The following is a 24,848-nucleotide window of genomic DNA, read 5'->3' on the forward strand; positions in this document are numbered from 1 at the left end:
AGGCTTATCCGGTGCACCCAACCCGGCAACCCGCGAACCTGGGGATCGCCGTTCTCGCCGCGGGCATTGCCGGAATGGTCACGGCGGGCGCCTTCCCTGACCGCGGATGGTGGCCGCTCGCCTTCTTCGGCCCGGCGCTGATGATGTGGGCGCTGATCGGTCGCCGCTTCTGGAGTTCCCTGGTCGTCGGGCTCGTCGGGGGATTCGCCTTCTTCGGCACTCACATCTTCTGGCTCACGGTCTACCTGGGCCCGGTGCCATGGCTCGCCCTCGCCGGTCTCGAGGCGATCTTCTACGCCATCGGTGCCACGCTGATCGCTCTAGCCTGGCGCTTCGTGCCGCGGCTCTGGCCCGGTGTCGGCGGTCGGCTCCTCGCGCTGCCGGCGGTCATCGCGGGGCTCTGGACCCTCCGCGAGGCCGTCTTCGCCGTCTGGCCCTACGGCGGATTCGCCTGGGGTCGCCTCGCCTTGTCTCAGTCGGACGGGCCGTTCGCCCCGCTGGTGGCCTGGGTCGGCGTCTCCGGACTCAGCTTCCTGATCGCCTTCCTGGCTGCGGTCATCCTGCAGGCGGTGCGCGAGACATCCGTTCGCTGGACGCTGCGGGGAGTCATCGCCGCGGCGACCGCCTTCGTGCTTCTCGCCTTCCCCGCCTGGCCCGACCTCTCCGACGGGTCCATCCGCGTTGCAGCCGTACAGGGAAACTCCGATTCAGGACTGTTCGCCCGCATCGAGCCGGGCGACGCCCTGAACGACCACCTCGAGGCGTCCCTCCCGCTGATCGGCAAGAAAGTGGATGTCGTGGTCTGGCCCGAGAACGCCTCCGACGTCGATCCACTCACCAACGAGTACGCCGCGCAGCAGCTCGACTATGTGACGCAGGCGATCGGAGCACCGCTGGTCACCGGCACGATCACCAGCGGCACGCGGGGGCGCACCTGGAACAGCGTGCTGCTCTGGAAGAACGGGGGAGCGGTCGACCAGTACGACAAGATCCACCCGGTGCCGTTTGCCGAGTACCTGCCCGATCGCAAATTCTGGACGCCGTTCGCCCCAGACCTGTTCGCCCTGGTGCCGCGTGATTATTCCTTTGGCACCCGCAACAACGTCTTCTCGATCAAGAATGCGGTGGCCGGAATTGCGATCTGCTTCGACATCGTCGATGACGCCCTGATCAAAAAGATGGTCGACAGCGGCGCGGAGTTCATCCTCGCTCCGACCAACAATGCCGATTTCGGGCACAGCGACGAGAGTCAGCAGCAGGTCGCGATCGCCAAGATGAGGGCGATTGAGACGGGCCGGAGCGTCGTCAACGACTCCACGGTCGGGGTGAGCGCGATGTTCGGTCCGACGGGCAAGAAGCTGGAGTCGATCACGCCGTTCACCGCGGGGACAATGGTGCACGACATCCCGCTCACGACGGTGAAGACGCCGGCCATGGTGATCGGCCGACAGCTGGAATGGCTGGCCGGCGGGTTCGGGCTGGCTGGACTCGCTCTCGGGCTCCTCCTGCGTCGTCGCCGCCCGCGCATCCGCCCCGCCCGCCGCCCCTCCTCCTCGGCCTCCTCTCGCGCCTCCTCCCACTGAGTTGCATGTTTTGGCTGTTCTCACGCGCTGAGAACAGCCAAAACATGCAACTCACGAGGGGGAGCGCGGGTTAACGACGAATCGGGACCCTCCGAAGAGGATCCCGATGAAGCGCGGTGCGATCGGACCTGTGAGATCAGACCTATGCGATCAGTCCTGAGTGATCAGGCGCCGATCTTGTGCTGTCCCTTGCGTGCCCGGAGGTAGTCGAGCCGCTCCTGAAGGAGTTCTTCGAGCTCAGCCCGGGTGCGACGCTCCAGCAGCATGTCCCAGTGGGTACGCGCGACCTTGGTGTCGGACTCTTCGGGCTCGACCTGCTTGCCATCAAGGCCGATGAGCCGACCTTCGTGACCGCTCTTGGGGGATTCCCACACCGTGGGAACCTCGGCGTCGGCGGCGAACGTGACCTCGAAGGTCGTACCGTCTGCTGCCTGGTATGTGCTTATCTTTCGCGGGGAGAAGGTAACGCCTTCTTCACTCTGAAGACTCTGGGATCCGAGCCTCATTCCGCGCAAACTGCGATCCGCCATTGTGTGGTCCTCTCTCGCGATGCCTACACAGTTATAAACCCCGAAGCTGGGCAAATCCTTTCGCGCCGCGACCGTTCCCAGACAGTTCCCAGCCAGTATGCGAGAAGAAGTCCACGGCGTCGATGGGTGCGGCGGGGTCAGGACGACGATTTCGGGGTCGGCGAGGCCCGCTGTCGACGCCGCTCAGCGAGAGTGCGGGAAGCTTTCCCGCAGCACGGCCAGGGCGATGTCCGCCCGGTCGGTGAAGATGCCGTCGACACCGCGACCGTACAACTTGCGCATCGAGGGAGCGTCGTTGACCGTCCAGACGTGAATCTCGAGACCGGCGCTGTGGAATGTGCGCACCGTGCGAGCGGTCACCGTGCGGAATCCGGCGATCCGCTCCGGGATCTGCACCGCATCCACGTTGCGCATCAGCCAGCGGGCGAGGGGAGCGATAGCCAGACGCGCCGCGATCAGTGCCGTGACGAAGGCGGGCGCAGAGGCGGATGTCGCGATCCCCGGCATCCGGTCGGTTGCGGCACGACGGCGCTTGTCGTTGAACGAGGTGATGAGCACTCGCGCGACGGCACCCGCCGCGATGATGTCGTGAGACGCGGGCTCCGCGGCAGCCATGGACTTGATGTCGATGTTGAACCGCGCCGTGGGAAAAGCGGCGAGCAACTCGGCCAGCGTCGAGATCGTCTGCCCCTTGCCGAGGTCGATCTCCCGCAGCTCAGCCAGCGTCAGCTGCTCCACGCGCACCGACCGCTTCGCCGTGCGCTTGAGGTCGGCGTCGTGAACGATAACCGCGACGCCGTCCTTCGAGGCGTGCACGTCGGTCTCGAGGTGCGTGACTCCCAGCGCGATCGCTTGCTCGAACGCCAGCATCGTGTTTTCGGGTGCGTCGAGTTGCAAACCGCGGTGGGCGAGTACGCGTGGGGGAGCAGGGGTGAAGTAGGTGGTCGCAGCAGAGGGACGGCCGTCATCCGGCCGTACGTCATCCACGCCCCTACTTCGTCGGGGGGTTTCCACCCAAATTTCCGAGGAAGCCCGAACTGATGTTCTTCACGGCCTCGGTGAGCTCGGACGGAATGATCCAGAGCTTATTTGCATCGCCATCGGCAATCTTGGGCAGCATCTGCAGGTATTGGTAAGCGAGCAGCTTCGGATCGGGGTCACCGTCGTGGATGGCAGTGAACACGGTCTTGATCGCTTCGGCCTCACCGTTTGCCCGCAGCACCTGTGCTTTGGCGGCACCCTCTGCCTCGAGGATGGCGGCCTGTCGCGAGCCCTCGGCTTGAAGGATGGCGGCCTGCTTTGTTCCCTCGGCGGTCAGGATCTGCGCACGGCGGTCTCGCTCGGCACGCATCTGCTTTTCCATCGAGTCCTGGATGGAGAGGGGCGGATCGATCGCCTTGAGCTCGACCCGGCCGACGCGGATGCCCCACTTGCCGGTGGCCTCGTCGAGCACGATGCGCAGTTGCCCATTGATGTTGTCGCGGGAGGTCAGCGCCTCTTCGAGGTTCAGGCCACCGACGACGTTACGCAGGGTCGTGGTGGTGAGCTGCTCGACAGCCCCGAGGTAGTTGGCGATCTCGTAGGTCGCGGCCCGGGCATCCGTCACCTGAAAGTAGACGACGGTATCGATCGAGACGACCAGGTTGTCTTCGGTGATCACCGGCTGCGGGGGAAAAGACACGACCTGCTCACGCATATCGATGAGCGGACGTACCCGGTCGATGAACGGCACCAGCACGTTGAGCCCCGGCATGAGGGTCTTGTGGTATTTGCCGAGGCGCTCGACGACTCCGGCGCGCGCCTGGGGGATGATGCGGATGGATCGGAACAGGATCACCAGCACGAAGATGATCACCACGATGATCACGATCACGAGCACGATCTGGCCGAACAGTTCGGCAGTGGTCACGATGGGTTCCTTTCAGCAGGGATGACCACGGCGGTCGCCCCTTCGATTGCCGTCACGACGACGCGGTCTCCCGCGCCGATTACCTCGACGTCGGTGAGGCCCGAGAGCTTCGCGGTCCAGGTCTCGCCGTTGGCGAGCTTGACGTGGCCCTGGCCGGCCACGAAGTCGGTTGTCACGGTTCCGGCGAGGCCGAGAAGCGCCGCCACATTGCTCGGGGTAGCGTCACCGCCCTTCGACAGGGCACGTTTGAGCGCCGGCCGGACGACAAAGATGAGGATCAAGGAGACGACTCCGGCGACGATCACCTGCGCCCACCACGGGATGCCGAACAGACCGGCGATGAGGCCCGCGAAACTGCCGACCGCGATCATGAGGAAGGTGAAGTCGACAGTGGCGACCTCGATGATCACGAAGATGAGGATGAGCGCCAGCCAGAAGATCCACGAATACGTGGTTAGAAATTCAGCGGCCATTCAGCTGCCCCCTCGCGCATCGTGTCTTCCGAAGCTATCACCACCGGCCGCGCGCCGGGGGGAAGCACGGGCATTGCAAAGCATTGGTCACGCTCGTCCCTTGGTATTGTCGGGAATCGGGCCGCTTGGTCCGTTCCTGTCTGTTCGCAGGCTCGTCTTCCCAGGAGTTCTCTCGTGACCAACCCCCTCGCCCCCGGTTCCCTCGACGGACTGCGCGCCCTCGTTACCGGCTCCTCCCGTGGCATCGGCGCCGACACCGTCACCTACCTCGCCGAGGCGGGGGCGAGCGTCGTCGTCAACTACCGCAATAAAGAGGCGCGCGCGAACAAACTCGTGGAGAAGTTGGTTGCCACCGGCGCCTCCGCGATCGCCATTGGCGCCGACCTCACCGACGAGGCCTCGGTCGCAGCGATGTTCGACACCATCCAGACTGACCTCGGCGGGCTCGACATCCTCGTCCTCAACGCCTCGGGAGGCATGGAGTCCGGCATGGAAGCCGACTATGCCACCAAGCTCAACCGCGACGCCCAGCTGCGCGTGCTGAACGCTGCACTGCCCCTGCTGCAGCCGGGCTCGCGCGTGGTGTTCGTCACCAGCCACCAGGCGCACTTCATCCACACCACCCCGACCATGCCCGAATACCTGCCGGTGGCCCTGAGCAAGCGTGCCGGCGAGGATGCGCTGCGCGGCCTGATCCCGACCCTGACCGAGGCGGGCATCGGCTTCGTCGTCGTTTCCGGCGACATGATCGAGGGCACCATCACGGCCACTCTGCTCGAGCGGGCGAACCCGGGCGCGATCAGTGCCAGAAAGGACGCGGCGGGCAAGCTCTATAACGTGGCGGAGTTCGCCGCCGAGGTGGCGCGGGCTGCTGTCGATCCGATTCCTGACGACAACACGCGGCTGGTCGGCGACACCAGCGACTTCGCGCCGACCGACGACGCTGCCGAGTAGCGGGCGAGCAACCCCGTGAAGGCGAGCGACCTCTCCCTGCTGACCAGCCTGTCCCGGCCTGCCCTGCACCCGGACGGCACGAGAGCCGTCGTCGCAGTGAGCCACCCCGATTTGGCGGCCGACCGCACGGTCGGGCAGCTCTGGTCCGTCGCGGTGCCGGGCGGCGCACGCCGTCGCATCACCCGGGGGGTGGCCGATGGATCGCCTGCCTTCTCGCCCGACGGCGCACTTCTCGCTTTCACCCGCGCCGATTCAGACGGCCGCGGCCAGGTGTTCGTCACCGAGACCGACGGCGGCGAGCCGATCCAGGTAACGGATGCCCCGCTCGGCATAGACGACTACGTCTGGTCGCCAGACTCCCGCAGCCTCGCCTTCACCGCGCGCGTTCCCGAACCGGGACGCTACGGCTCGGTTGCCGACCTCGGACCGAATGCCGAGGCCCCGCGCCGCATCACGACGCTGAAGTACACGGCGAACGGCCTGGGCTACATCACCGACCGTCGGTCGCACGTGTTCCTGGTCGAGGTACCCAGCCCGGGGGAGGAGCCGCGTTACCGCACCGCCCCGAGCGTGGGAGACGAGCATCCGGATGCCCCCGCCGCCGCCCCGGTGGCCCGCCAGCTCACTACCGGTGATGCCGATGACAGCGCCCCGCGATTCTCGCCCGACGGGCTGCGCATCGCCTTCGTCTCGGCACGACGCGCACCCGACGCGACGCTGGCGAACGAGATCTATGTCGTGGCCGTCGCGGAGGAAAGCACGCCCGAACTGCTCAGTGCACCCGAGCCACTCAGTCCAGCAGACGCCCAGTTCGGCATCGACGACCTCGGCTGGGCCGCCGACGGGCATCTCTTGTTCACCGGCATCGAGCTCGGCCCGCACGGCACCGACTTCATCGGTCGCTCGGGCGGCCTGTTCCACCTCGACCCGAGCACCTCCGCCGTCACAAGGCTCACCGATACCGCCTACGACGTCGGTGGAGAACTGACGGTCGTCGGCGACGCTGCGCTCGTCGGCAACGTGAGCCGCGGTCGCGTCACCCTGCTGCGCGTGACGCACGGGTCCGACCTGGCCGGCACCCAGATCGAGGTGGTGGCCGGCGGCGATGTCGAGATCTCCGGCGTCTCGGCGGTGGAGGGCACCATCGTGGTCGCCTACGCTGCTCCGGAGACCACAGGTGAGCTCGGACTTGTGCTCGATGGCTCGGTGGTCGCGCTCACCGACTTCTCCGCGCCACTTCGCGAGGCGGGCATCATCCCGGCTCCCGAGTTCAGCGTCGAGTCGCGCGACGGCCACCCCGTGCACGGCTGGGTGCTCACCCCGGCCGGGGCGGGCCCGCACCCCGTGCTGCTCGTCATCCATGGCGGACCCTTCGCCCAGTACACGGTGAGCCTGTTCGACGAGGCCCAGGTCTACGCCGACGCCGGGTACGCGGTGGTCATGTGCAATCCGCGCGGCAGCGCGGGGTATGGCGAAGAGCACGGCCGCGCCGTGCGTCACGCCATGGGCACGGTCGACCTCACCGATGTGCTCGACTTCTTGGACGGCGCCATCTCCGCCAACCCGACCTTCGACGCCGGCCGGGTCGGCATCATGGGCGGGTCGTACGGCGGATATCTCACCGCCTGGACCATCGCTCACGATCACCGTTTCGCGGGCGCTATCGTGGAGCGCGGGTTTCTCGACCCCGAGGGTTTTGTCGGGACCTCCGACATCGGATCGTTCTTCGGCGACGAATACGTGGGAACGGATGCCGCCGCGATCGCGAAGCAAAGCCCGCAGGCGGTCGTCGGGCAGGTACGCACCCCCACCTTCGTGATCCACTCGGCCGACGATCTGCGCTGCCCGCTGCCTCAGGGCGAGCGATACTACGCGGCACTCAAGCGCCGCGGGGTAGAGACCGAGCTGCTGATCTTCCCCGGCGAGAACCACGAACTGAGCAGGAGCGGCCGGCCGCGGCATCGCCTGCAGCGGTTCGAGGCGATCCTCGACTGGTGGGCTCGCTCCCTGCCAGTTACTGCACCTACCGACAACAGCGGAACCCGATGACCGGCGGGCTGCGGCTGACCTCGAGGATTCTGCTGTTCGACCGGGACGACCGCATCCTGCTGTTTCTCACGAAGGCCCCAGACACGAGTGGCGCCGCGCGCTGGCTCACGCCCGGCGGGGGAGTGGACCCGGGCGAGAACCACGATCAGGCCGCCGTGCGCGAGCTGTTCGAGGAGACCGGCCTCAAGGTCGACGACCTCGGCACGCCGGTGTGGGAGCACGACTTCGACGTGATGTGGGATGCGGCCGACCATTCGACCGGCCATGCCGTGTTCTACCGCCACATCGTCGACGCGTTCGAGCCGAGCGACGCCCACTGGACCGACGACGAGAAGGTCGACGTACTCGCCCACCGATGGTGGACGGCCGACGACCTGATCGGCACCGACGAACCATACGAACCCGCGGAACTGCCAGAGTTGGTTCTGCGCAATCTGCCACACGCCCCAGCTCAGGAGTAAGACATGCCCATCTTCGAAGAACTTCCCGTCTTTACGATCGCCGACCTCGAGGAGCTCACCGGTCTCGACACCGACGTCTTCGACAACGACCACGGCGTGCTTCTCGGGGTGATCGCCGTCGGGGTGATTCAGGACTGGAATCTCAACCTCGCCGTGCAGATCGTGCTGGGCGACGAGCTGGTGTTCCGCGCCAACCTCGGCACCACCGGCTCCGGCAACGACCCCTGGCTGGCGGGCAAGGCCGCCGTGGCGACCGCCTTCAATGAGCCGTCACTGCTGGTGAAGCGACGCCAGGAGGAAGCGGGAACGACGCTCGAAGAACAGGGCTACGACTTCGAGACGTACCGCGCACACGGCGGATCGATCCCCATTCGCATCGACGGTCTCGCGGTCGGCACGATCACCATGTCGGGAGAGCCTGACGTTGTCGACCACGCCGCCAGCGCCGAGGCCGTGCGCCGCTACCTCGCGCGCTGAGCTCGCGCGCTGGGCTAGCTCTGGAACAGGCCGGGGATGAGCGTCGGAGAGAACGTGACGCCGATGCCGATCAGAGCCACCACCACGACCACGACGGCCATGAAGGCCAGCAACAGGATGCCCAGATACTTGATGATGCCGAAGAACGTCATGACATCAGTATTCCGTGATTCGAGAGGTATCGCATGACCGACCCCGGCAACACCCGTCCGCTCGAAGACGGAATCGTGACCGACTTCTCGAAGAAGATGAACTACGGCGGCTATCTGGCGCTCGACGAGCTGCTCAGTCTGCAACGGCCGGTCAGTGTGCCGGAGCACCACGACGAGCTGCTGTTCATCATCCAGCACCAGACCAGCGAGCTCTGGATCAAGCTGATGCTGCACGAGCTGCGGTCTGCGCGGCAGGCCTTCCGCGACGACGACATCGGCACGGCACTCAAGCGCATCGCGCGGGTCAAACACATTCAGGAGACGCTGACCAAGCAGTGGTCGGTGCTCGCCACGTTGACGCCAACCGAGTACTCGGAGTTCCGTGACTTCCTGGCGAACTCGTCGGGGTTCCAGTCCTTCCAGTACCGCGCGCTGGAGTTCATTCTGGGCAACAAGAACGCGAAGATCCTCAGCGTGTTCGCCAGCGACCCGGTTTCGCAGGGGATCCTGCAGGAGTTGCTGGACGAGCCGACACTGTACGACGAGTTCCTGCGCTACCTCGCGCGTCTTGGATTCGCCATCCCGCAGGAGGTGCTCGACCGCGACCTGACGAAGGCCTGGACCTTCACCGCCGAACTGGTGCCCGTCTTCCGCGAGATCTACGAGTCGGCCGGCGACAACTGGCGGCTGTACGAGGCCTGCGAGGAACTCGTCGACCTCGAAGACAACTTCCAGTTCTGGCGTTTCCGGCACCTGCGCACCGTGCGCCGCACCATCGGCTTCAAGACCGGTACCGGCGGCTCGAGCGGTGTCGACTTCCTGCAGCGCGCCCTCGACCTCACCTTCTTTCCCGAGCTGTACGCGGTACGCACGGAGATCGGCACGTGAGACTGATCTCGGCGCTCGACTCCTGGGACGGCCGCGGCTTCACCGGCCCCGCGCTGTTCGCGATCGACGGCGAGCGGCTCACGCTCGTCGACACCGAGCCGACGGATGACGACGGCGCAGCCCACGTCGGTGGCACAGTGCACATCAACGGCACCCTGCTCCCCGGCTTCACCGACTCTCACGTCCACCTCGGCCTGGTGGACCCGACCGGACTCGTTCCGGGCGGAATCGCTCGGGTCGTCGACCTGGGATCCGACCCGCGGCTCGTCGCGCGGTGGGCTGCCTCCGACGTCGTCGACGTGGAGTTCGCCGGCGCGTTCCTGACCGCGGCAGGCGGATACCCGGTTGGACGCGACTGGGCTGCGGCAGAGTCGATCCGCGAGGTGATGTCGGCGCGGGAGAGTGCGGCGGCGGTCGACGAGATGGCGGTGGCGGGGGCATCCGTCATCAAGGTCGCAGTGAATAGCAGCGGACCCGTCTGGGACGATCGGATGCTCGCCACCGTCGTCCGTCAGGCGCACGACGCCGGGCTGCCGATCGTCGCCCACGCGGAGGGACCCGGTCAGGCGATGCGGGCGATCCGGGCCGGGGCCGATCGACTCGCCCATACCCCGTTCAGCGAACTGATCTCGGACGACGACGTGAGCGAAGCCACCGAGACCTGCACCTGGATCAGCACGCTCGACATCCACGGCTGGGGCAACCCGACGGCCGAGTATGCGATCGCGCTCGACAACCTCAGCCGCTTCGCCGCGGCGGGTGGACCGGTACTGTATGGCACGGATCTCGGCAATGGTCCACTGCCGGTCGGCATCAACACGCGCGAGCTGGATGCACTGGTGGCGGCGGGGCTCAGCGCCGACGCTGTCGTCGCCGCGATCGCGCCGGGGCCGCTGCAGGGTCGGGTTTCGGTCATCCGCGGCCCGGTCAATCGCGACCGCACCGTGCTCGCCGACTGGCTGAGCACCGCTACCGTCCACTCTGTGCGCGACCTCGAGGAGACCTTCGCATGACCATCAGCATCAGCAGCAGCAAGCATGACAGCGCAGCTCTCGACGCCGCCGACCCGCTCGCCGCCTACGTTGACCTGTTCGTGCCGGGGGAGCACGTCGTCTCCTACCTCGACGGCAACTCGCTCGGGCGCCCGCTGCTCGCCACCCGAGCACGCTTCGACGACTTCATCGTGGGTGACTGGGGCAACCGCCTCATCCGCTCGTGGGATGAACAATGGATGTCCCTGCCGCTCGACCTGGGGGACCGGATCGCCGCGATCACCCTCGGCGCTGCCGCCGGCCAGACCGTCGTCGCCGACTCCACCACGGTGATGCTGTACAAGTTCGTCCGTGCCGCGGTGGACGCACGGCTCGCCTCGTCCGATGCCTCGCGATCCGAGATCGTGGTCGACGTCGCCAATTTTCCGACCGACCGCTATCTGGTCGAGGGCATCGCCGCCGAGCGGGGGTTGACCCTGCGCTGGATCGAGGTCGACCCCGATCGCGGAGTCACCGTGGAACAGGTCACCGACGTGGTGGGCGACCGCACCGCCCTCGTGCTGCTCAGCCATGTCGACTACCGCTCCGGCTACGTCGCCGACATACCGGCGATCACCGCGGTCGCTCACGAGGCCGGGGCACTCGTGCTCTGGGATCTGTGCCATTCGGCCGGCGTCATCCCGATGCAGCTCGACGAGTGGGGAGTCGACCTCGCGGTCGGCTGCAGCTACAAATACCTCAACGGCGGCCCCGGCGCACCGGCCTTCGGCTACGTCGCGGCACGCCTGCAGGGCGAACTCGTGCAGCCGATCCAGGGCTGGATGGGCGCCGCCGACGTCTTCGCGATGGGCCCCGGCTACCGTCCGGCGGAGGGAATGCGCCGTTTCATCAGCGGCACGCCGCCGGTGGTCGGGATGCTCGCCATGCAAGACATGCTGGATGCGATCGAGAGCGCCGGAATCGAGGCGATCCGGGCCAAGTCACTCGCCCTCACGAGTCACGCCTTCGACCTGGTCGAGGAGCTGCTCTCGGAGTTCGGCGTCGGTGTCGTGACGCCGCGCGAGGAGGCCCGTCGGGGCAGTCACGTGACCATCACCCATCCCGAATTCCGGGCCGTGACCCAGACCCTGTGGGCGCAGGATGTCATTCCCGACTTCCGCAACCCCGACGGCATCCGTCTCGGCCTGTCGCCGCTCAGCACCTCGTTCGCCGAACTGCGGGTCGGCGTCGAGGCGATCAGGACAGCGCTGCTCGCGCTGCGCTGAACTGGGCCGCTCGACCCTGATCCCCTCGACCCTGAGCCTCCCAACCCTGAGCCCCTAGATGCTGCTCGGCTAGACCAGAAGCGCGTCGACCTCGGCGAACGCCACCTCGGGAAAGACCTCGGCCGTTCCGGGGTGGGTCAGCGCGCCGGCGACGGTCGAGACCGACTTCGCCAGCGCCGGGTCGCGCCGGGCTGCTTCGCGCCAGCCGAGCGTGGCGACCTGCACGATGTAGGGGAGGGTCGCGTTGGTCAGCGCCGACGTCGAAGTGGACGCGACTCCACCGGGCATGTTCGCCACGCAGTAGAAGATCGACTTCTCGACCAGGTAGGTCGGGTCGTCGTGAGTGGTCGGGCGGGAGTCTTCGAAGCATCCGCCCTGGTCGATCGCGATGTCGACCAGCACCGAGCCCGGCTTCATCCGAGACACGAGGTCGTGTGAGACGAGGGTCGGTGCCTTCTTGCCCGGGAGGAGCACGGCGCCGATGACGAGGTCGGCCTCGAGCACGCTCTTCTCGATTTCGTAGCGGTTGGAGACGACGGTCTTGGCGCGCCCGCCGAAGACCTCGTCGATGTGACGGAGCCGCGGGATCGACAGATCGAGGATGGTGACGTCAGCGCCGACGGCGAGGGCCTGGCCCAGGGCGTTCTGCCCGGCCATGCCGGCACCGATGATGGTGACCTTGGCGGGACGCACGCCGGGCACGCCGCCGAGTAGCACGCCCCGTCCGCCCTGGCTGCCCATCAGGTGGTAGCCGCCGACGAGCACCGAGAGACGCCCGGCGACCTCACTCATCGGAGCGAGGAGGGGCAGAGATCCGTCGGCGAGCTGCACGGTCTCATAGGCGAGGGAGGTGGTGCCCGAGTCGACGAGTGCGCGCACGAGAGCTTCGTCGGCCGCGATGTGGAGGTAGGTGAACAGCAGAAGATCGCTGCGCAGGAAACGGTACTCGGAGGCGACCGGCTCCTTGACCTTGACCACCATCTCGGCCGCCCAGGCGCCGTCGACGTCGACGATGGTCCCACCCGCCGCGGCGTACTCCGCATCCGGGATAGCTGCGCCGAGCCCGGCTCCCGCCTGCACGAGAACGCTGTGGCCGCGGCCGACCAGTTCGAAGACACCGGACGGGGTGAGTCCTACCCGGTCCTCGTGGTTCTTTACTTCCTTTGGAACTCCGATGATCACTGTGATCCCCTGCCGTCGATGTACCGAACCGCGTGCCAGCACACGGCTATCATGTACAGGATTTGTTTCGATGGCATGAAATCGGAATGACATTCGGCAAATCGCCGAATTTTACATTTTTATTCGACGACAGGCGCGTCGAGGAGCTAGCCGGACGCACAGTATTCGCGGCGGGCGAAGGGACGACCATGGACGACATCGACGAGAAGATCGTCTGGGAGCTCTCCCGCAACGCACGCATCTCCAATAAAGACCTCGCCGAACGCGTCGGTCTCGCGCCGTCGACGTGTCTGGGTCGGGTGCGAGCGCTCGAGGAGAGCGGCACCATCCGCTCGTACCATGCTCACCCGGATTGGGCGGCGATGGGACTCAGCGTCGAGGCCATCGTCACCGTGCGACTGCGCGCCCAGGCCCGCGGTCACGTCGACACCTATGCCCAACGCGTGATCACGCTGCCCAATGTGCTCAATGTCTTCTTCCTCGGGGGCGCGGACGACTTCCTCATCCACGTCGCGTGCAGCGATAGTCGTGAGCTGCGGGATTTCGTGGCGCAGCAGCTGAGCATGGACCCGGCGGTCGCCTCGACGCAGACGAACATCGTCTTCGACCATCTCGTGGGGCTCGAACATATGAACAAGACCGCCGCGAAGGACTGACGCACGACACCACGTCGTCGCATAGTGACACTTGCGTGACACCACTTGTGGTGTCACTATGGTGTCATGAACCTTCTTCCCTACATCGAGCGGCTGCATGAGCAGTTGCTCGTCGCCGCGGATGCCGGCGGTGACGACGCGCGCGCGCTTGCCGAGCGGATGACCGCGCCGCTCGAATCCGCCGCCCGGCTGATGCTGCTCGACGCGCTTTCTGGCGCCGCCGCCGAGATCACGGTCGAGCTCGCGCCGGGTTCGGTCGACGTGCGCCTTCGCGGGGTCGATCCCGAGTTCGTCGTGTCGACCCCGACCGCCCCGGAGCCGTCCGCTCTGCAGCCGTCCGCCCTGCAATCTCCGACGGGCGCCGTCATCGACACCGTCGGCTCGGTCGAGGTCGAGGAGGGGAGCACCTCCCGCACGACGCTGCGCCTGCCCGATCACCTCAAATCCCGCGCCGAAGCAGCCGCCGCCCGCGAGGGGCTCTCCGTCAATACCTGGCTCGTGCGCGCCGTCTCCGCCGCGCTGGACGGGCCAGACCGACGCCCGTCGCGCCCCGCGGCCGGCGAACAGAACTTCACCGGATGGACGCGCTCATGACCCCCGCACCGGCCCACACTTTCACCGCTGTCGGGCCCGTCTCGGCCAGGATCGACATCGGCGCCCGCGCCGACATCTGGGTCGCCGCGACCAGCCGTTCCGAGGTCACCGTCGACGTCACGCCCCGCGACCCGTCCAGGGCGCTGGATGTCCGCGCGGCCGAGACGACCGCCGTCACCTTCGAGCACGGACGCCTCGCCGTCACGCTCAAGCACTGGCGCCGCGAAAGCCTGTTCAGCGACGGCGGTGCCGTGGTTGTGGCCGTCGAGGTGCCGATCGGCACCACCCTCGACCTTTATTCCGGGATGGGCAACCTGACCGCGGACGGCGAGTTCGGCGATGCCACGCTGGCCACCGGAATGGGCGAGGTCCACCTCGGCACCAGCGCGGGAATCCGCATCAAGAGCGGGGCGGGCGACATCAGCGTCGACCGCGCCACCGGGCCGGTAGACCTCGCGACCGGGAGCGGCACGATTTCGGCGGGCGAGCTCGAGGGAACCGGCCGCATCAAGAACGGCAACGGCGAGACCACGGTCGGCACGATCGTGGGAACACTGGAGATCAAGGCCTCTAACGGCAACATCGTCGTCGCCCACCTCGATGGCGAGGTGAGCGCACGTTCGGCGAATGGCTCGATCCGCGTGATGGAGGCGGCCCGGGGGTCGCTCAACGCAACCACCACGACCGGCTCGATCCGGGTGGGGGTGCGCCCGGGCACCGCGGCCTGGCTCGATCTGGCCTCCAAGCAGGGGCAGGTTCGCAATCAGCTGGCCGCCGCAGACGCCCCAGCCGACACGTCAGACAGCGTCCGGATCACAGCGCGGAGCGGCTACGGCGACGTGCTGCTGCAGCGCTCTACCGAGGAGGGATAGTAACCGTGCACACCACACCCAGCTCCGCCATTCACGCAACCGGTCTTCGCAAGGCCTACGGCAAGAAATCCGTGTTGGAGGGCGTGGACATCGACGTTCCCTACGGCACGGTGTTCGCCCTGCTGGGGCCGAACGGGTCGGGCAAGACGACCGTCGTACACATCCTCTCGACGCTGATCTCCGCGGATGCCGGCCATGCATCGGTCGACGGCAACGACCTGCGTCGCAACGCCGATGGCGTGCGCTCGGCGATCGGACTCACCGGGCAGTTCGCCGCGGTGGACGGACTGCTCACGGGCGAAGAGAACCTCATGCTGATGGCACGCCTTCGCCATCTGTCGACCCGTGAGGCGAAGCGCCGGGTCGCGGAACTTCTCGACCAGTTCGAGCTGACCGAGGCCGCGAAGAAACCACTCTCGACCTACTCGGGCGGGATGCGGCGGCGCATCGACCTGGCCATGACACTGATCGGCGACCCGCGCATCATCTTCCTCGACGAGCCGACGACGGGACTCGACCCGCGCAGCCGGCACGCGATGTGGACGATCATCCGCGGACTGGTCGCGCGCGGAGTCACCGTGTTCCTCACCACCCAGTACCTCGAGGAGGCGGACCAACTCGCGGACCGGATCGCCGTGCTCGATGGTGGCCGAATCGTCGCCGAAGGCACTGCGGCCGAACTCAAAAAGCTGGTTCCCGGCGGTCGCATCCGGCTGGAGTTCGCGGATGCCACAACGCTCGCCTCCGCCGAGACTCTGCTGCCGGAGGCTCGGCGCCCCGAGGAATCGGACGCGCTCGAGCTGCCGAGCGACGGCGGAATCGATTCGATCCGCACCGTTCTCGACCGCCTAGACGCCGGGGCAATCGAACCGACCGCACTCAGCATCCACACCCCGGACCTCGACGACGTGTTCTTCGCGCTGACAGGCGCTCCGGCCACTGGCACCACCAACAGCGCAGCCACCACCACCAACAGCGCAGCCACCACCGACAGCGCAGACAACACCGACCTGGAAGGGACAGCCCGATGACCACCATCAGTTCGCTCTCTCGCACCCCATCCGTTCGCTCCCACGTCGCCGCCGATTCGGTGACGATGCTCCGGCGCAATCTTCTGCACATGGTGCGGTACCCCGCGCTCAGCATGTTCACGGTGCTCGGGCCCGTCGTCATCCTGCTGCTCTTCGTCTTCGTCTTCGGCGGAGCGCTGGGTGCCGCGGTGCCGGGCCTGTCCACTGCAGCAGGCGCGGCGGCGAGCGACCGCGGTGCATATCTCGCCTATGTGGTCCCTGGCATCCTGGTGATCACCATCGCCGGGGGAGCGGGCGGCACCGCCACGACGGTCGCGATGGATATGCGGGAGGGTGTCGTCGCCCGGTTCCGCACGATGTCGATCTCGCGGGCCGCCGTGCTCACCGGGCATGTGCTGGGCAATCTCCTCCAGGGGCTGATTGCGGTGGCATTGGTCTTCGGCGTCTCGCTGCTGATCGGTTTTCGCCCGACCTCCGGACCGCTGCAGTGGCTCGCGCTGTTCGGCGTCGTGGCGCTCGTGCAATTCGCCGTCGTCTGGCTCGCCGTCGCCATGGGGATGGCCGCGACCTCCGTCGAATCGGCGAGCAATCTGCCGCTCATCCTGGTGATCCTGCCGCTCGTCGGGAGCGGTTTCGTGCCCACCTCGACGATGCCTGCGGCCCTGCAGGCATTTGCGCAATATCAGCCGTTTACCCCGTTCACGGAGACGATTCGCGGCCTGCTTCTCGCCACCCCGATCGGCACGGCTGGCTGGCTGACGCTCGCCTGGAGCCTTGCTATCGCGTTGGCTGGCTATGTCTGGGCGCTCGCCCTGTATAACCGTCGCTCGGTTCGCTAACGCGCTTCGCTGACTGGCTTCGCGGACGCCCCTAGGCTGACTGCACTATGACCTCACACAACGTGACTGCGAACCACGCCGCCGACAGCCACGACCTGATCCGGGTGCAGGGTGCTCGCGAAAACAACCTGAAGGACGTCAGCGTCGAACTGCCGAAACGCCGGCTGACGGTCTTCACCGGCGTCTCCGGCTCCGGCAAGAGTTCCCTGGTCTTCGGCACGATCGCCGCCGAGTCGCAGCGCATGATCAACGAGACCTACAGCTCGTTCGTTCAAGGGTTCATGCCGTCGCAACCGCGGCCGGATGTCGACATCCTCGAAGGACTCACGACGGCGATCATCGTCGACCAGGAACGGATGGGGACGAACTCGCGCTCCACCGTGGGGACTGCCACCGACGCGAACGCCATGCTGCGCATCCTATTCAGCCGCCTCGGTCAGCCCTACATCGGGTCGCCGCAGGCGTTCTCGTTCAACGTCGCTTCCATCTCCGGGGCGGGCGCGGTCACCATCGAACGCGGGGAAGCGACCACCAAGGAACGCCGAAGTTTCAGCATCACCGGCGGTATGTGTCCGCGCTGCGAGGGAATGGGCACGGTCAACGACATCGACCTCAGCCAGCTCTTCGATGACAGCAAGTCGCTGGCCGAGGGGGCACTCACCATTCCGGGATACACGGCGGACGGGTGGGGCGTGCGCATTTTCACGGGCTCCGGCTTTCTCGACGCCGACAAGCCGATTCGCGACTTCACGGAGCGCGAGCGTCACGACTTCCTCTACAAGGAGCCGGTAAAGGTCAAGGTCGGCGACATCAACATGACGTACGAGGGACTGGTTCCCAAGGTGCAGAAGTCGTTCCTCTCGAAGGACCGTGAGGCCATGCAGCCACACATCCGCGCCTTCGTCGACCGGGCGGTCACCTTCACCACCTGCCCGGACTGCGGCGGCACCCGGCTCAACGCGGGCGCACGCTCGTCCCGCATTGCCGGGCTCAACATCGCCGAGGCCTGCGCCATGCAGATCAGCGACCTGGCCGAATGGGTGCGCGGGATCGACGATCCGTCGGTGGCCCCATTGCTCCGTTCACTGCAGGAGACCCTCGACTCCTTCGTGAACATCGGACTCGGCTATCTCTCGCTCGACCGCCCGGCGGGCACGCTGTCCGGCGGCGAGGCGCAACGCACCAAGATGATCCGGCACCTCGGGTCGTCGCTCACCGACGTCACCTACGTGTTCGACGAACCCACCATCGGTCTGCACCCGCACGACATCCAGAGCATGAACGACCTGCTGTTGCGCCTCCGCGACAAGGGCAATACCGTGCTGGTCGTCGAACACAAGCCGGAGACCATCGTGATCGCCGACCATGTCGTCGATCTCGGCCCCCACGCCGGCACCGCCGGCGGCGAGATCGTGTTCGAGGGGAGCGTCGCCGACCTGCGAAAGAGCGACACTCTCACCGGTCGACACCTCGACGACCGCGCGAAGCTCAAGCAGCAGGTACGCGAATCGACCGGCGTGCTCGAGGTGCGCGGCGCCTCGGCGAACAACCTCGACGACGTGGATGTGGATGTCCCGCTCGGCATCCTGGTCGTCATCACGGGTGTCGCCGGGTCGGGCAAGAGCTCGCTGGTGCACGGGTCGATCGCACCGGGGGATGGCGTCGTCGCGATCGACCAGGGTGCGATCCGCGGCTCGAGGCGAAGCAATCCCGCCACATACACCGGGCTGCTCGAACCGATCCGCAAGGCCTTCGCCAAGGCCAACGGCGTGAAGCCGGCGCTGTTCAGCTCGAACTCAGAGGGAGCCTGCCCGAACTGCAATGGCGCGGGCGTGATCTTCACCGACCTCGGTGTGATGGCCAGCGTCTCCACGGTCTGCGAGGTCTGCGAGGGCAAGCGGTTCCAGGCATCCGTTCTCGACTACACGCTCGACGGCAAGAACATCAGCGAGGTGCTGGCGATGCCGGTGGCCGAGGCCGAACTGTTCTTCGGATCCGGTGCGGCGCGCATCCCGGCGGCCCACGCCATCCTGCAGCGGCTGGTCGACGTCGGGCTCGGCTACATCAGTCTCGGGCAACCGCTCACCACCCTCTCGGGCGGCGAGCGGCAGCGGCTCAAGCTGGCGACGCACATGGGGGAGAGCGGTGACCTGTACATCCTCGATGAGCCAACCACCGGGCTGCATCTGGCGGATGTCGAGCAGCTGCTCGGTCTGCTCGACCGACTGGTCGAATCCGGCAAGTCGGTGATCGTGATCGAGCATCATCAGGCGGTCATGGCTCACGCGGACTGGATCATCGACATCGGCCCCGGCGCCGGTCACGACGGAGGCCGGGTCGTGTTCGAGGGCACGCCCGCCGCTCTGATCGCCGATCGCACCACGCTGACGGGGGAGTATCTGGCGGCGTACGTCGGCACGGAGTCTGTGCCCGGCTCCCGCTGACGGAGGAGTGGATTCCAGCTGGCGGGGACTGGACGAGCACGGGTCGAGATCATCCGGATGCCGTAGTCGACTACTCCCTCCGGAGTACTTCAGTGACTGCACAAACTGGTTGACTGTCATGCATGACATCTTCAACGCTTGGCACCGTGCTCGAGACACGGCATCTTTCAAAGTGGTACGGCAAAGGCGACAGTCGTTTTCAGGCTCTCGACGACGTCTCACTGGCTATCGGGCGGGGAGAGTCGCTCGCGATCGTGGGGAAGAGCGGCTCCGGCAAGTCGACGCTCATGCATATCCTCGCGCTACTGGACACGGCCGATGAGGGATCGGTGCTGGTGGATGGGCAGCAGGCCAGCACCCTGTCGACCCGCGCCATCAACAAGCTCCGCAACCGCCGTTTCGGGTTCGTGTTCCAACAGTTCTTCTTGACGCCCGGCTCGTCTGTGCTCGAGAACGTGACTCTGCCCTTGAAAATCGCCGGAGTCCCGGCGAGCGAACGGCGCAGGCGCGGGATGGAGGCTCTGGCCCGGTTCGGTCTGGACGACAAGGCCCGCAACAAGGCCACAGACCTCTCCGGCGGCCAGAAGCAACGCGTGGTCTTGACCCGGGCGCTGGTCGGCCAACCGGATGTCATCTTCGCCGACGAACCGACCGGCAACCTCGACAGCGCGACGGGCGCAATCGTCGAAGACGAGCTGTTCGCCCTCCACCGAGACCACGGCATCACGCTGGTCATCGTGACCCACGATGAGGATCTGGCCGCCCGCTGTGACCGGCAGATCTACGTGCGGGACGGGCGGATCGTCGAATCCGCCGCAGAGGCGGTAACCGCATGAATACCGTCGACCTGATCCGCACCGCCGCCGCCAACACCGTACGCAGCAAACTGCGGACTACGCTCACCGTGCTCGCGCTCTTCGTCGGGGCCTTCACTCTGACCCTGACGACGGCACTCGGAGCCGGAGTCTCTGATTACGTGACTAAGCAGGTCGCCTCGCTCGGTGCGGGAGATGTGTTCCTCATCTCCAAGTCCTCGACTACCGCCGGCACCTCCAGCGGGCCTCAGAAGTACGATCCGGCGACATCCAGCGCGTCGAGCGGCACCGCGAATCCTCTGACCGGGTCGGCGGGAACATTGAGTGCCACAGACATCGACACCCTCAAAGTTATCCCCGGGCTGAAGAGTGTCGACCCGATCGCCCCCGTGTCGATCGACTGGATCTCCGCGCCGTCGAGCGAGAAGTATCAGCTGTCGATCGCCCCGACATCGTCGATCGCGAAATCCGACCTCAAGGCGGGGGAGCAGCTGAGCCCGTCGAGTTCGGAGCGTCAGCTCGTTCTGCCCGATGATTACGTCACAGCGCTTCGCCTCGGCAGCGCCTCGTCTGCGGTCGGAACCGAGGTTACGGTGGGGCTCACCGACGTTCTCGGCACTCGGCACGAAGTGAGCGCAACGGTGGTGGGCATTTCTAACGCGAGCCTGTTCAGCAGCGGTGCCGGAGCAAACGCGGCGCTGGTGAATGAGCTCTCGAAACAGCAGAACGCCGGATCCCAGGCTCCGGCTCGCTATCCGAACGCCGTCGCGCACTTCGACAAGAATGCTTCCGCCGCGACTATCGACGCGCTGAAGAAGAAGGTCGCCGCCCAGGGGATGACGGCGCAAACGATCGCAGACCAGCTCGGGGTCGTTCAAACGATCATCACCGGAATCACGGGCGTGCTGAACGCCTTTGCGATCGTTGCGCTTCTGGCCGCTGCGTTCGGCATCGTCAACACTCTGCTCATGAGCGTGCAGGAACGCACTCGAGAAATCGGGTTAATGAAGGCCATGGGGATGAGCAGCGGGAGAGTGTTCGCCCTCTTCAGCCTCGAGGCGGCGTTCATCGGATTCCTCGGCAGCGCCATCGGGGCGGGCGTGGCGATCCTCGTCGGACTTCCCATCAATGCCGCACTCGGCAGTGGGGCGCTCGCTGGACTCGCCGGTCTCAACCTGCTGCTGTTCCAGCCGGGGTCGATCATCGGCGTGATCCTGCTCATTATTGTCGTAGCATTTCTCGCCGGCACACTGCCTGCCCGGCGAGCGGCCCGCAAGACACCGATCGACGCACTTCGATACGAATAATCAGGAACAGGACGACGTCATGAGACCCACCGCCGATGGTCGCGACACCCGTAATGCCCGGGGTCGCGCCACCGTGCGGTCGATCGAACGCGAGGCGGTGCGGCTGGCCCTCCAACACGGGCCGGCCGCACTGACCGTCGACCACATCTGCGAGGCCGTCGGCATCAGCCAACGCCAATTCTTCAACCACTTCGACACCAAGGACGACGCCCTCCTCGGCTGGGAACTGCCGCACCTCAGCGCAGAACGCCGCCAGGCCTACCTCGATGACCCCGCTGTCGGGGTGCTCACCGGGGCTCTCACCCTGGTAGAACTTCCCACCGAGATCACCGAGGAACAAGAACTCGTGCACGCGCGCCTCCGCGTCATGTCGGCGGCTCCGTGGCTCGCCGCACGACAGACCGCACGCATGCTGCCCATCGCCGGGCAGGTCGCTGCCGTGGTCGAGCTCAAGCTCCGCACGATCGCCGGTGCCGACATCCCGGAAGATCACATCCGTTCGGCCGCGGCCCTCATCACCGCGATGGCGGCAGCGCTCACCCTGCGACCGCCGATGCCTCTGCCCGGCCCGGGCGACACGAATCTGACAGCGACGGCAGATTTACCAGCGATCGCGGCCCCGCCGGGTCTACCGAACCCGGCGGCCACCAGTTCAGAGCTGGAAAATATGCGATGGATCTGGAATCGCCTCCTCTAGCCGCACAAACGCCCCGGCACACTTGTCACACTTGTCATGGGGAAGACGGGTTAGATGTCTAGACATCTAGACACCGCGGTGCAACTATGTAGCTGTGCCATCCCATAAACAACAGTTCAATGTGACGCTTTCACCAGACCTCGTGCGCGCCGTGAAGCATCGTGCGATCGACGAGCAGCACTCGCTATCCGACTGGTTGGAAAAAGCGCTCACCACCTACCTGTCCAAGGAGTCACTCATGACCACGCCACCGGCAGTAACGGTGCAGCCCATGGTGCACGTCAAGAACATGCACGCATCCGTTGCCTTCTACGAGGCGCTCGGCGCGACGATAATCAACGGATCTCGTGACGGAGACTTCGTGCTTCTCGCCATGGGAGAAACTCAGCTTTCACTTCTTGCCCACCCAGCGAATCCCGACCAGGGCGAAGGTGACGTCGAACTCAATTTCGAATCAGCCGATCTTGCACAGCTCGAGGAGGCACTGTCGACACAGGACGTCGACATCGTCTCGTCGGTAACCGACGAAGGCTTCGGGCGCCAACTCCAGCTGCGGGCACCCGGCGGACTACTGATCAAGATCAATGAGCTTGACCCCGAACTCTATGGCTGACCTTCAGCCCTTTTTTCGCGCTGATAATGCACATTATGTCAGCTTGTAATTACTCTATTTGGAAAAAGTGCAATCAGGGTAAAGGCGGATGACACCTCGTCCTCCTCCGCGATTGTCCGTCTGACCAATCGTTTCTCGGACAGAGTGCTGAAATTCTCCGTCGCGGATTGCACTCTCGTTCTCGGGTTCCGCGCGTCCATTCGGCCCATCACGGAGCACGTCGGTTTGCGCGTGGCCGCAGCTCCATTGTGGCGAGCAGGCAATCACGGCTTTCCATACCGGCTCCCGTCGCACGTGTGGATGGCCGTCGCATCCTGGACTGTACGCAGGTTGTATGCGGCGCAGTCTTGGAACGTCGCAATGCTGATCGCGCGCCGCGATCGCTGCAGGACTCCTTTTGACGGACCGTCGGACCCTATCCCGGCGCGATGCACCATCCATTCGATGTCGTTCGCCTCATCGGTGAGATAGCGCATGACGGCCTCATTGTCCCTGTGCTGTCCCTCGAAGCCGCGAGCGACGGTGTGGCGGATGATCCAGAGTACGAGCGGCAGCCGGCGGTGCGGTCTGGCGCTCAGCCCACCGGCCTGATGGAGAAACCGTGAGACGCCGTTGCGCCGCATCGCCGGAACAAGTTTCCGAACGAGGTCGGCGACGATCGTGTGCTCGCGCTGCTCCGCCGCGTTTCCGAGCATCGAGACCACGAAATCTGCTCCGGCAACGAGCGCGTCGAGGTCCGGGATCGAGGTGATGGATCCTTGGATGACGTCGAGATTCGGGTCGGTGATGCCGAATTTCGCGGGGTTGCGTGCCAGGGCGCGCACGCGGAGTCCGTCCTTCAGTGCGAGACGCACGAAGTGCTGTCCCGTCTGGCCGGTGCCGCCAAAGACGAGGACAGTCTTCTGTTGACTCATGGGATGAACCTTCTCTTCTTGTTTAGGTGGGTAAGGGATGAGCCGACGTCAGAGTCGGACGACGAGCTTCGTGGCGGAGATGCCTTCCCTCAGCCGGTCGAGCGCGGCCGGGATGCTCGCGAGCCCATCCCCGACAACGGTCGCGACGGGCTCGGCACGGTACGCGCCACTTGCGAGGGCCGCCGGCAGGAAGTCGCAGTAGATGGCCGGGCCGACCTCGTTGTCTTTCAGGGTGCCACCCCAGATGGTGCTGACGGTGACCCCGCGTCGTCGAGCCAGCCGAGCACGCACGCTCGTGATCGGGCTGGGATTGGTGGTCGAGACGCGTTTGGATCCGGGCAGGCGCGCCGCGATCTCGATGGTCGGCGGCAGGGATCCCGAGCCGATCGCGAGGACGCCCGCGAGCGGCTGGTGACCTATCGCTGCGACGAGTTCATCCACGACGTCCGAGCTCGTGCGGTCGATGACCACAGAGGCTCCGAGCGAACGCAGCCAGTCGAAGTGCTTCGGCGACGATGTCGCAACGACGCGGTAGCCCGCGTTGCGCGCAAGTTGGATGGCGTTGACGCCGACGCTCGTCGACCCGCCCCACACCAGAACTGTCTCGTTCCGGTCGGCGGGGTTCGCTGTCGGGAGTGCGAGCGCAAGCTGATCCTTTTGGAACAGTCCACACGACGCCGTCGACATCGCGAGCGGCAGCACGGCCGCCTGCTTGAACGGGAGCGAGTCGGGGAGCGGGGCGACCATGTGCGCCATCAGCACGACGTAATCCTGGAACGCCCCCTCGGCCGAAGTGTTGCGGGATTTTTCCGTACCCGCAGCGTGCGCCACGACCCGATCGCCGACCTGCAGGCGCGTCACTCCGGCACCGACCTCAACAACCTCGCCCGCGACATCCGATCCGATGACAGCGGGAAAGCTCAGCCACGGCAGCACGAATCGGTAGGCGAAGCCGGGCATGGCGTCGATGAAGTTGACGGCGACGGCCCGCGTTCGCACAACCACCTCGCCCTGCTTCGGGGCCGTGTAGGTCGAAGAGCCGACGGCTAAATCTCCGCCGCGTTTGGGCAGCCACAGTGCCTCATTGATGTAAGTCATGAGCATAGATTAGACGCTGTCTAGAAACTAGTCAATGTCTAGTAAAGTGGTCG

The 24,848-nt window shown here is 66.0% G+C and carries 26 protein-coding genes; 18 read left to right on the plus strand and 8 right to left on the minus strand.

The window, feature by feature from the left end:
- The first annotated feature begins 11 nt into the window (after positions 1-11).
- Positions 12-1,583, plus strand: coding sequence for an apolipoprotein N-acyltransferase (lnt, locus tag IV501_RS05280; RefSeq protein ID WP_307812188.1), 1,572 nt, complete (start codon positions 12-14; stop codon positions 1,581-1,583).
- Positions 1,584-1,747: 164 nt separating this feature from the next.
- Here the strand turns inward: lnt and IV501_RS05285 are convergent, their stop codons facing one another.
- The 4 genes from IV501_RS05285 to IV501_RS05300 form a co-directional block, all read right to left on the minus strand.
- Positions 1,748-2,113 (minus strand): RNA polymerase-binding protein RbpA, encoded by a 366-nt coding sequence (locus tag IV501_RS05285; protein WP_200555306.1) that lies wholly within the window; start codon positions 2,111-2,113, stop codon positions 1,748-1,750.
- Between the two features lie 183 nt (positions 2,114-2,296).
- Complete coding sequence (locus tag IV501_RS05290; protein WP_307812189.1) at positions 2,297-3,100, minus strand: glycerophosphodiester phosphodiesterase family protein; 804 nt, start codon at positions 3,098-3,100, stop codon at positions 2,297-2,299.
- A gap of 4 nt (positions 3,101-3,104) precedes the next feature.
- Positions 3,105-4,022 (minus strand): SPFH domain-containing protein, encoded by a 918-nt coding sequence (locus IV501_RS05295; RefSeq protein ID WP_200555307.1) that lies wholly within the window; start codon positions 4,020-4,022, stop codon positions 3,105-3,107.
- On the minus strand, positions 4,019-4,495 hold the full coding sequence (locus IV501_RS05300) for an NfeD family protein (RefSeq protein WP_200555308.1): 477 nt from the start codon (positions 4,493-4,495) through the stop codon (positions 4,019-4,021). The genes IV501_RS05295 and IV501_RS05300 overlap by 4 nt, the downstream gene beginning before the upstream one ends.
- Before the next feature lie 174 nt (positions 4,496-4,669).
- Here IV501_RS05300 and IV501_RS05305 point away from each other — a divergent pair, with 174 nt between their 5' ends.
- Genes IV501_RS05305 through IV501_RS05320 form a run of 4 tightly spaced genes read left to right on the plus strand, consistent with a single transcriptional unit; the run spans position 4,670 to position 8,436 of the window.
- Positions 4,670-5,449, plus strand: a complete 780-nt coding sequence (locus IV501_RS05305; RefSeq protein WP_200555309.1) for an SDR family oxidoreductase — start codon at positions 4,670-4,672, stop codon at positions 5,447-5,449.
- Between the two features lie 15 nt (positions 5,450-5,464).
- The gene (locus IV501_RS05310; RefSeq protein ID WP_200555310.1) at positions 5,465-7,498 is read left to right on the plus strand and encodes a S9 family peptidase; all 2,034 of its coding nucleotides are present in this window, start codon (positions 5,465-5,467) and stop codon (positions 7,496-7,498) included.
- The gene (locus IV501_RS05315) at positions 7,495-7,959 is read left to right on the plus strand and encodes an NUDIX hydrolase (protein ID WP_200555311.1); all 465 of its coding nucleotides are present in this window, start codon (positions 7,495-7,497) and stop codon (positions 7,957-7,959) included. Before IV501_RS05310 ends, IV501_RS05315 begins: the two co-directional genes overlap by 4 nt.
- 3 nt (positions 7,960-7,962) lie before the next feature.
- Positions 7,963-8,436, plus strand: coding sequence for a heme-binding protein (locus IV501_RS05320; RefSeq protein ID WP_234698124.1), 474 nt, complete (start codon positions 7,963-7,965; stop codon positions 8,434-8,436).
- 14 nt (positions 8,437-8,450) lie between these two features.
- Here IV501_RS05320 and IV501_RS05325 read toward each other — a convergent pair whose 3' ends face one another.
- Entirely contained in the window at positions 8,451-8,588 is a 138-nt protein-coding gene (locus tag IV501_RS05325) for a hypothetical protein (protein ID WP_200555312.1), read from the minus strand.
- A 33-nt stretch (positions 8,589-8,621) separates the two neighbouring features.
- Here IV501_RS05325 and kynA point away from each other — a divergent pair, with 33 nt between their 5' ends.
- Genes kynA through IV501_RS05340 form a run of 3 tightly spaced genes read left to right on the plus strand, consistent with a single transcriptional unit; the run spans position 8,622 to position 11,733 of the window.
- The gene (gene kynA, locus IV501_RS05330; protein WP_200555313.1) at positions 8,622-9,476 is read left to right on the plus strand and encodes a tryptophan 2,3-dioxygenase; all 855 of its coding nucleotides are present in this window, start codon (positions 8,622-8,624) and stop codon (positions 9,474-9,476) included.
- Positions 9,473-10,489 (plus strand): amidohydrolase family protein, encoded by a 1,017-nt coding sequence (locus tag IV501_RS05335; protein ID WP_200555314.1) that lies wholly within the window; start codon positions 9,473-9,475, stop codon positions 10,487-10,489. The genes kynA and IV501_RS05335 overlap by 4 nt, the downstream gene beginning before the upstream one ends.
- The gene (locus IV501_RS05340; protein WP_200555315.1) at positions 10,486-11,733 is read left to right on the plus strand and encodes a kynureninase; all 1,248 of its coding nucleotides are present in this window, start codon (positions 10,486-10,488) and stop codon (positions 11,731-11,733) included. Before IV501_RS05335 ends, IV501_RS05340 begins: the two co-directional genes overlap by 4 nt.
- A gap of 69 nt (positions 11,734-11,802) precedes the next feature.
- Here the strand turns inward: IV501_RS05340 and ald are convergent, their stop codons facing one another.
- On the minus strand, positions 11,803-12,915 hold the full coding sequence (ald, locus tag IV501_RS05345; protein ID WP_200555316.1) for an alanine dehydrogenase: 1,113 nt from the start codon (positions 12,913-12,915) through the stop codon (positions 11,803-11,805).
- Between the two features lie 188 nt (positions 12,916-13,103).
- Here ald and IV501_RS05350 point away from each other — a divergent pair, with 188 nt between their 5' ends.
- From IV501_RS05350 to IV501_RS05395, 10 genes are all read left to right on the plus strand, one after another.
- Entirely contained in the window at positions 13,104-13,571 is a 468-nt protein-coding gene (locus IV501_RS05350) for an Lrp/AsnC family transcriptional regulator (RefSeq protein ID WP_200555317.1), read from the plus strand.
- 66 nt (positions 13,572-13,637) lie between these two features.
- The gene (locus IV501_RS05355; protein ID WP_200555318.1) at positions 13,638-14,165 is read left to right on the plus strand and encodes a toxin-antitoxin system HicB family antitoxin; all 528 of its coding nucleotides are present in this window, start codon (positions 13,638-13,640) and stop codon (positions 14,163-14,165) included.
- A complete protein-coding gene (locus IV501_RS05360) occupies positions 14,162-15,037 on the plus strand; it encodes a DUF4097 family beta strand repeat-containing protein (RefSeq protein WP_200555319.1) in 876 nt (291 codons plus the stop codon). The genes IV501_RS05355 and IV501_RS05360 overlap by 4 nt, the downstream gene beginning before the upstream one ends.
- Before the next feature lie 5 nt (positions 15,038-15,042).
- Entirely contained in the window at positions 15,043-16,068 is a 1,026-nt protein-coding gene (locus IV501_RS05365; RefSeq protein WP_307812190.1) for an ATP-binding cassette domain-containing protein, read from the plus strand.
- The gene (locus IV501_RS05370; RefSeq protein ID WP_200555320.1) at positions 16,065-16,907 is read left to right on the plus strand and encodes an ABC transporter permease; all 843 of its coding nucleotides are present in this window, start codon (positions 16,065-16,067) and stop codon (positions 16,905-16,907) included. Before IV501_RS05365 ends, IV501_RS05370 begins: the two co-directional genes overlap by 4 nt.
- Before the next feature lie 47 nt (positions 16,908-16,954).
- A complete protein-coding gene (locus IV501_RS05375) occupies positions 16,955-19,351 on the plus strand; it encodes an ATP-binding cassette domain-containing protein (RefSeq protein ID WP_200555321.1) in 2,397 nt (798 codons plus the stop codon).
- Positions 19,352-19,473: 122 nt separating this feature from the next.
- Positions 19,474-20,187, plus strand: a complete 714-nt coding sequence (locus IV501_RS05380; RefSeq protein WP_200555322.1) for an ABC transporter ATP-binding protein — start codon at positions 19,474-19,476, stop codon at positions 20,185-20,187.
- Positions 20,184-21,473 carry an ABC transporter permease gene (locus IV501_RS05385; protein ID WP_200555323.1) on the plus strand — a complete coding sequence of 430 codons (1,290 nt, stop codon included), beginning with the start codon at positions 20,184-20,186 and terminating at the stop codon, positions 21,471-21,473. The genes IV501_RS05380 and IV501_RS05385 overlap by 4 nt, the downstream gene beginning before the upstream one ends.
- 19 nt (positions 21,474-21,492) lie before the next feature.
- The gene (locus IV501_RS05390) at positions 21,493-22,170 is read left to right on the plus strand and encodes a TetR/AcrR family transcriptional regulator (RefSeq protein ID WP_200555324.1); all 678 of its coding nucleotides are present in this window, start codon (positions 21,493-21,495) and stop codon (positions 22,168-22,170) included.
- A 94-nt stretch (positions 22,171-22,264) separates the two neighbouring features.
- On the plus strand, positions 22,265-22,783 hold the full coding sequence (locus IV501_RS05395; RefSeq protein WP_200555325.1) for a VOC family protein: 519 nt from the start codon (positions 22,265-22,267) through the stop codon (positions 22,781-22,783).
- 263 nt (positions 22,784-23,046) lie between these two features.
- On the opposite strand, the gene IV501_RS05400 is transcribed toward IV501_RS05395, so the two are convergent.
- Both IV501_RS05400 and IV501_RS05405 read right to left on the minus strand, forming a co-directional pair.
- Positions 23,047-23,697 carry an NAD(P)-dependent oxidoreductase gene (locus tag IV501_RS05400; protein WP_200555326.1) on the minus strand — a complete coding sequence of 217 codons (651 nt, stop codon included), beginning with the start codon at positions 23,695-23,697 and terminating at the stop codon, positions 23,047-23,049.
- 48 nt (positions 23,698-23,745) lie between these two features.
- Positions 23,746-24,795: a zinc-binding alcohol dehydrogenase family protein gene (locus IV501_RS05405; protein WP_200555327.1), complete on the minus strand. Its 1,050-nt coding sequence runs from the start codon at positions 24,793-24,795 to the stop codon at positions 23,746-23,748.
- Positions 24,796-24,848: the final 53 nt, after the last annotated feature.

Source organism: Lacisediminihabitans changchengi, assembly GCF_016634425.1.
Classification (GTDB): Bacteria; Actinomycetota; Actinomycetes; order Actinomycetales; family Microbacteriaceae; genus Lacisediminihabitans; species Lacisediminihabitans changchengi.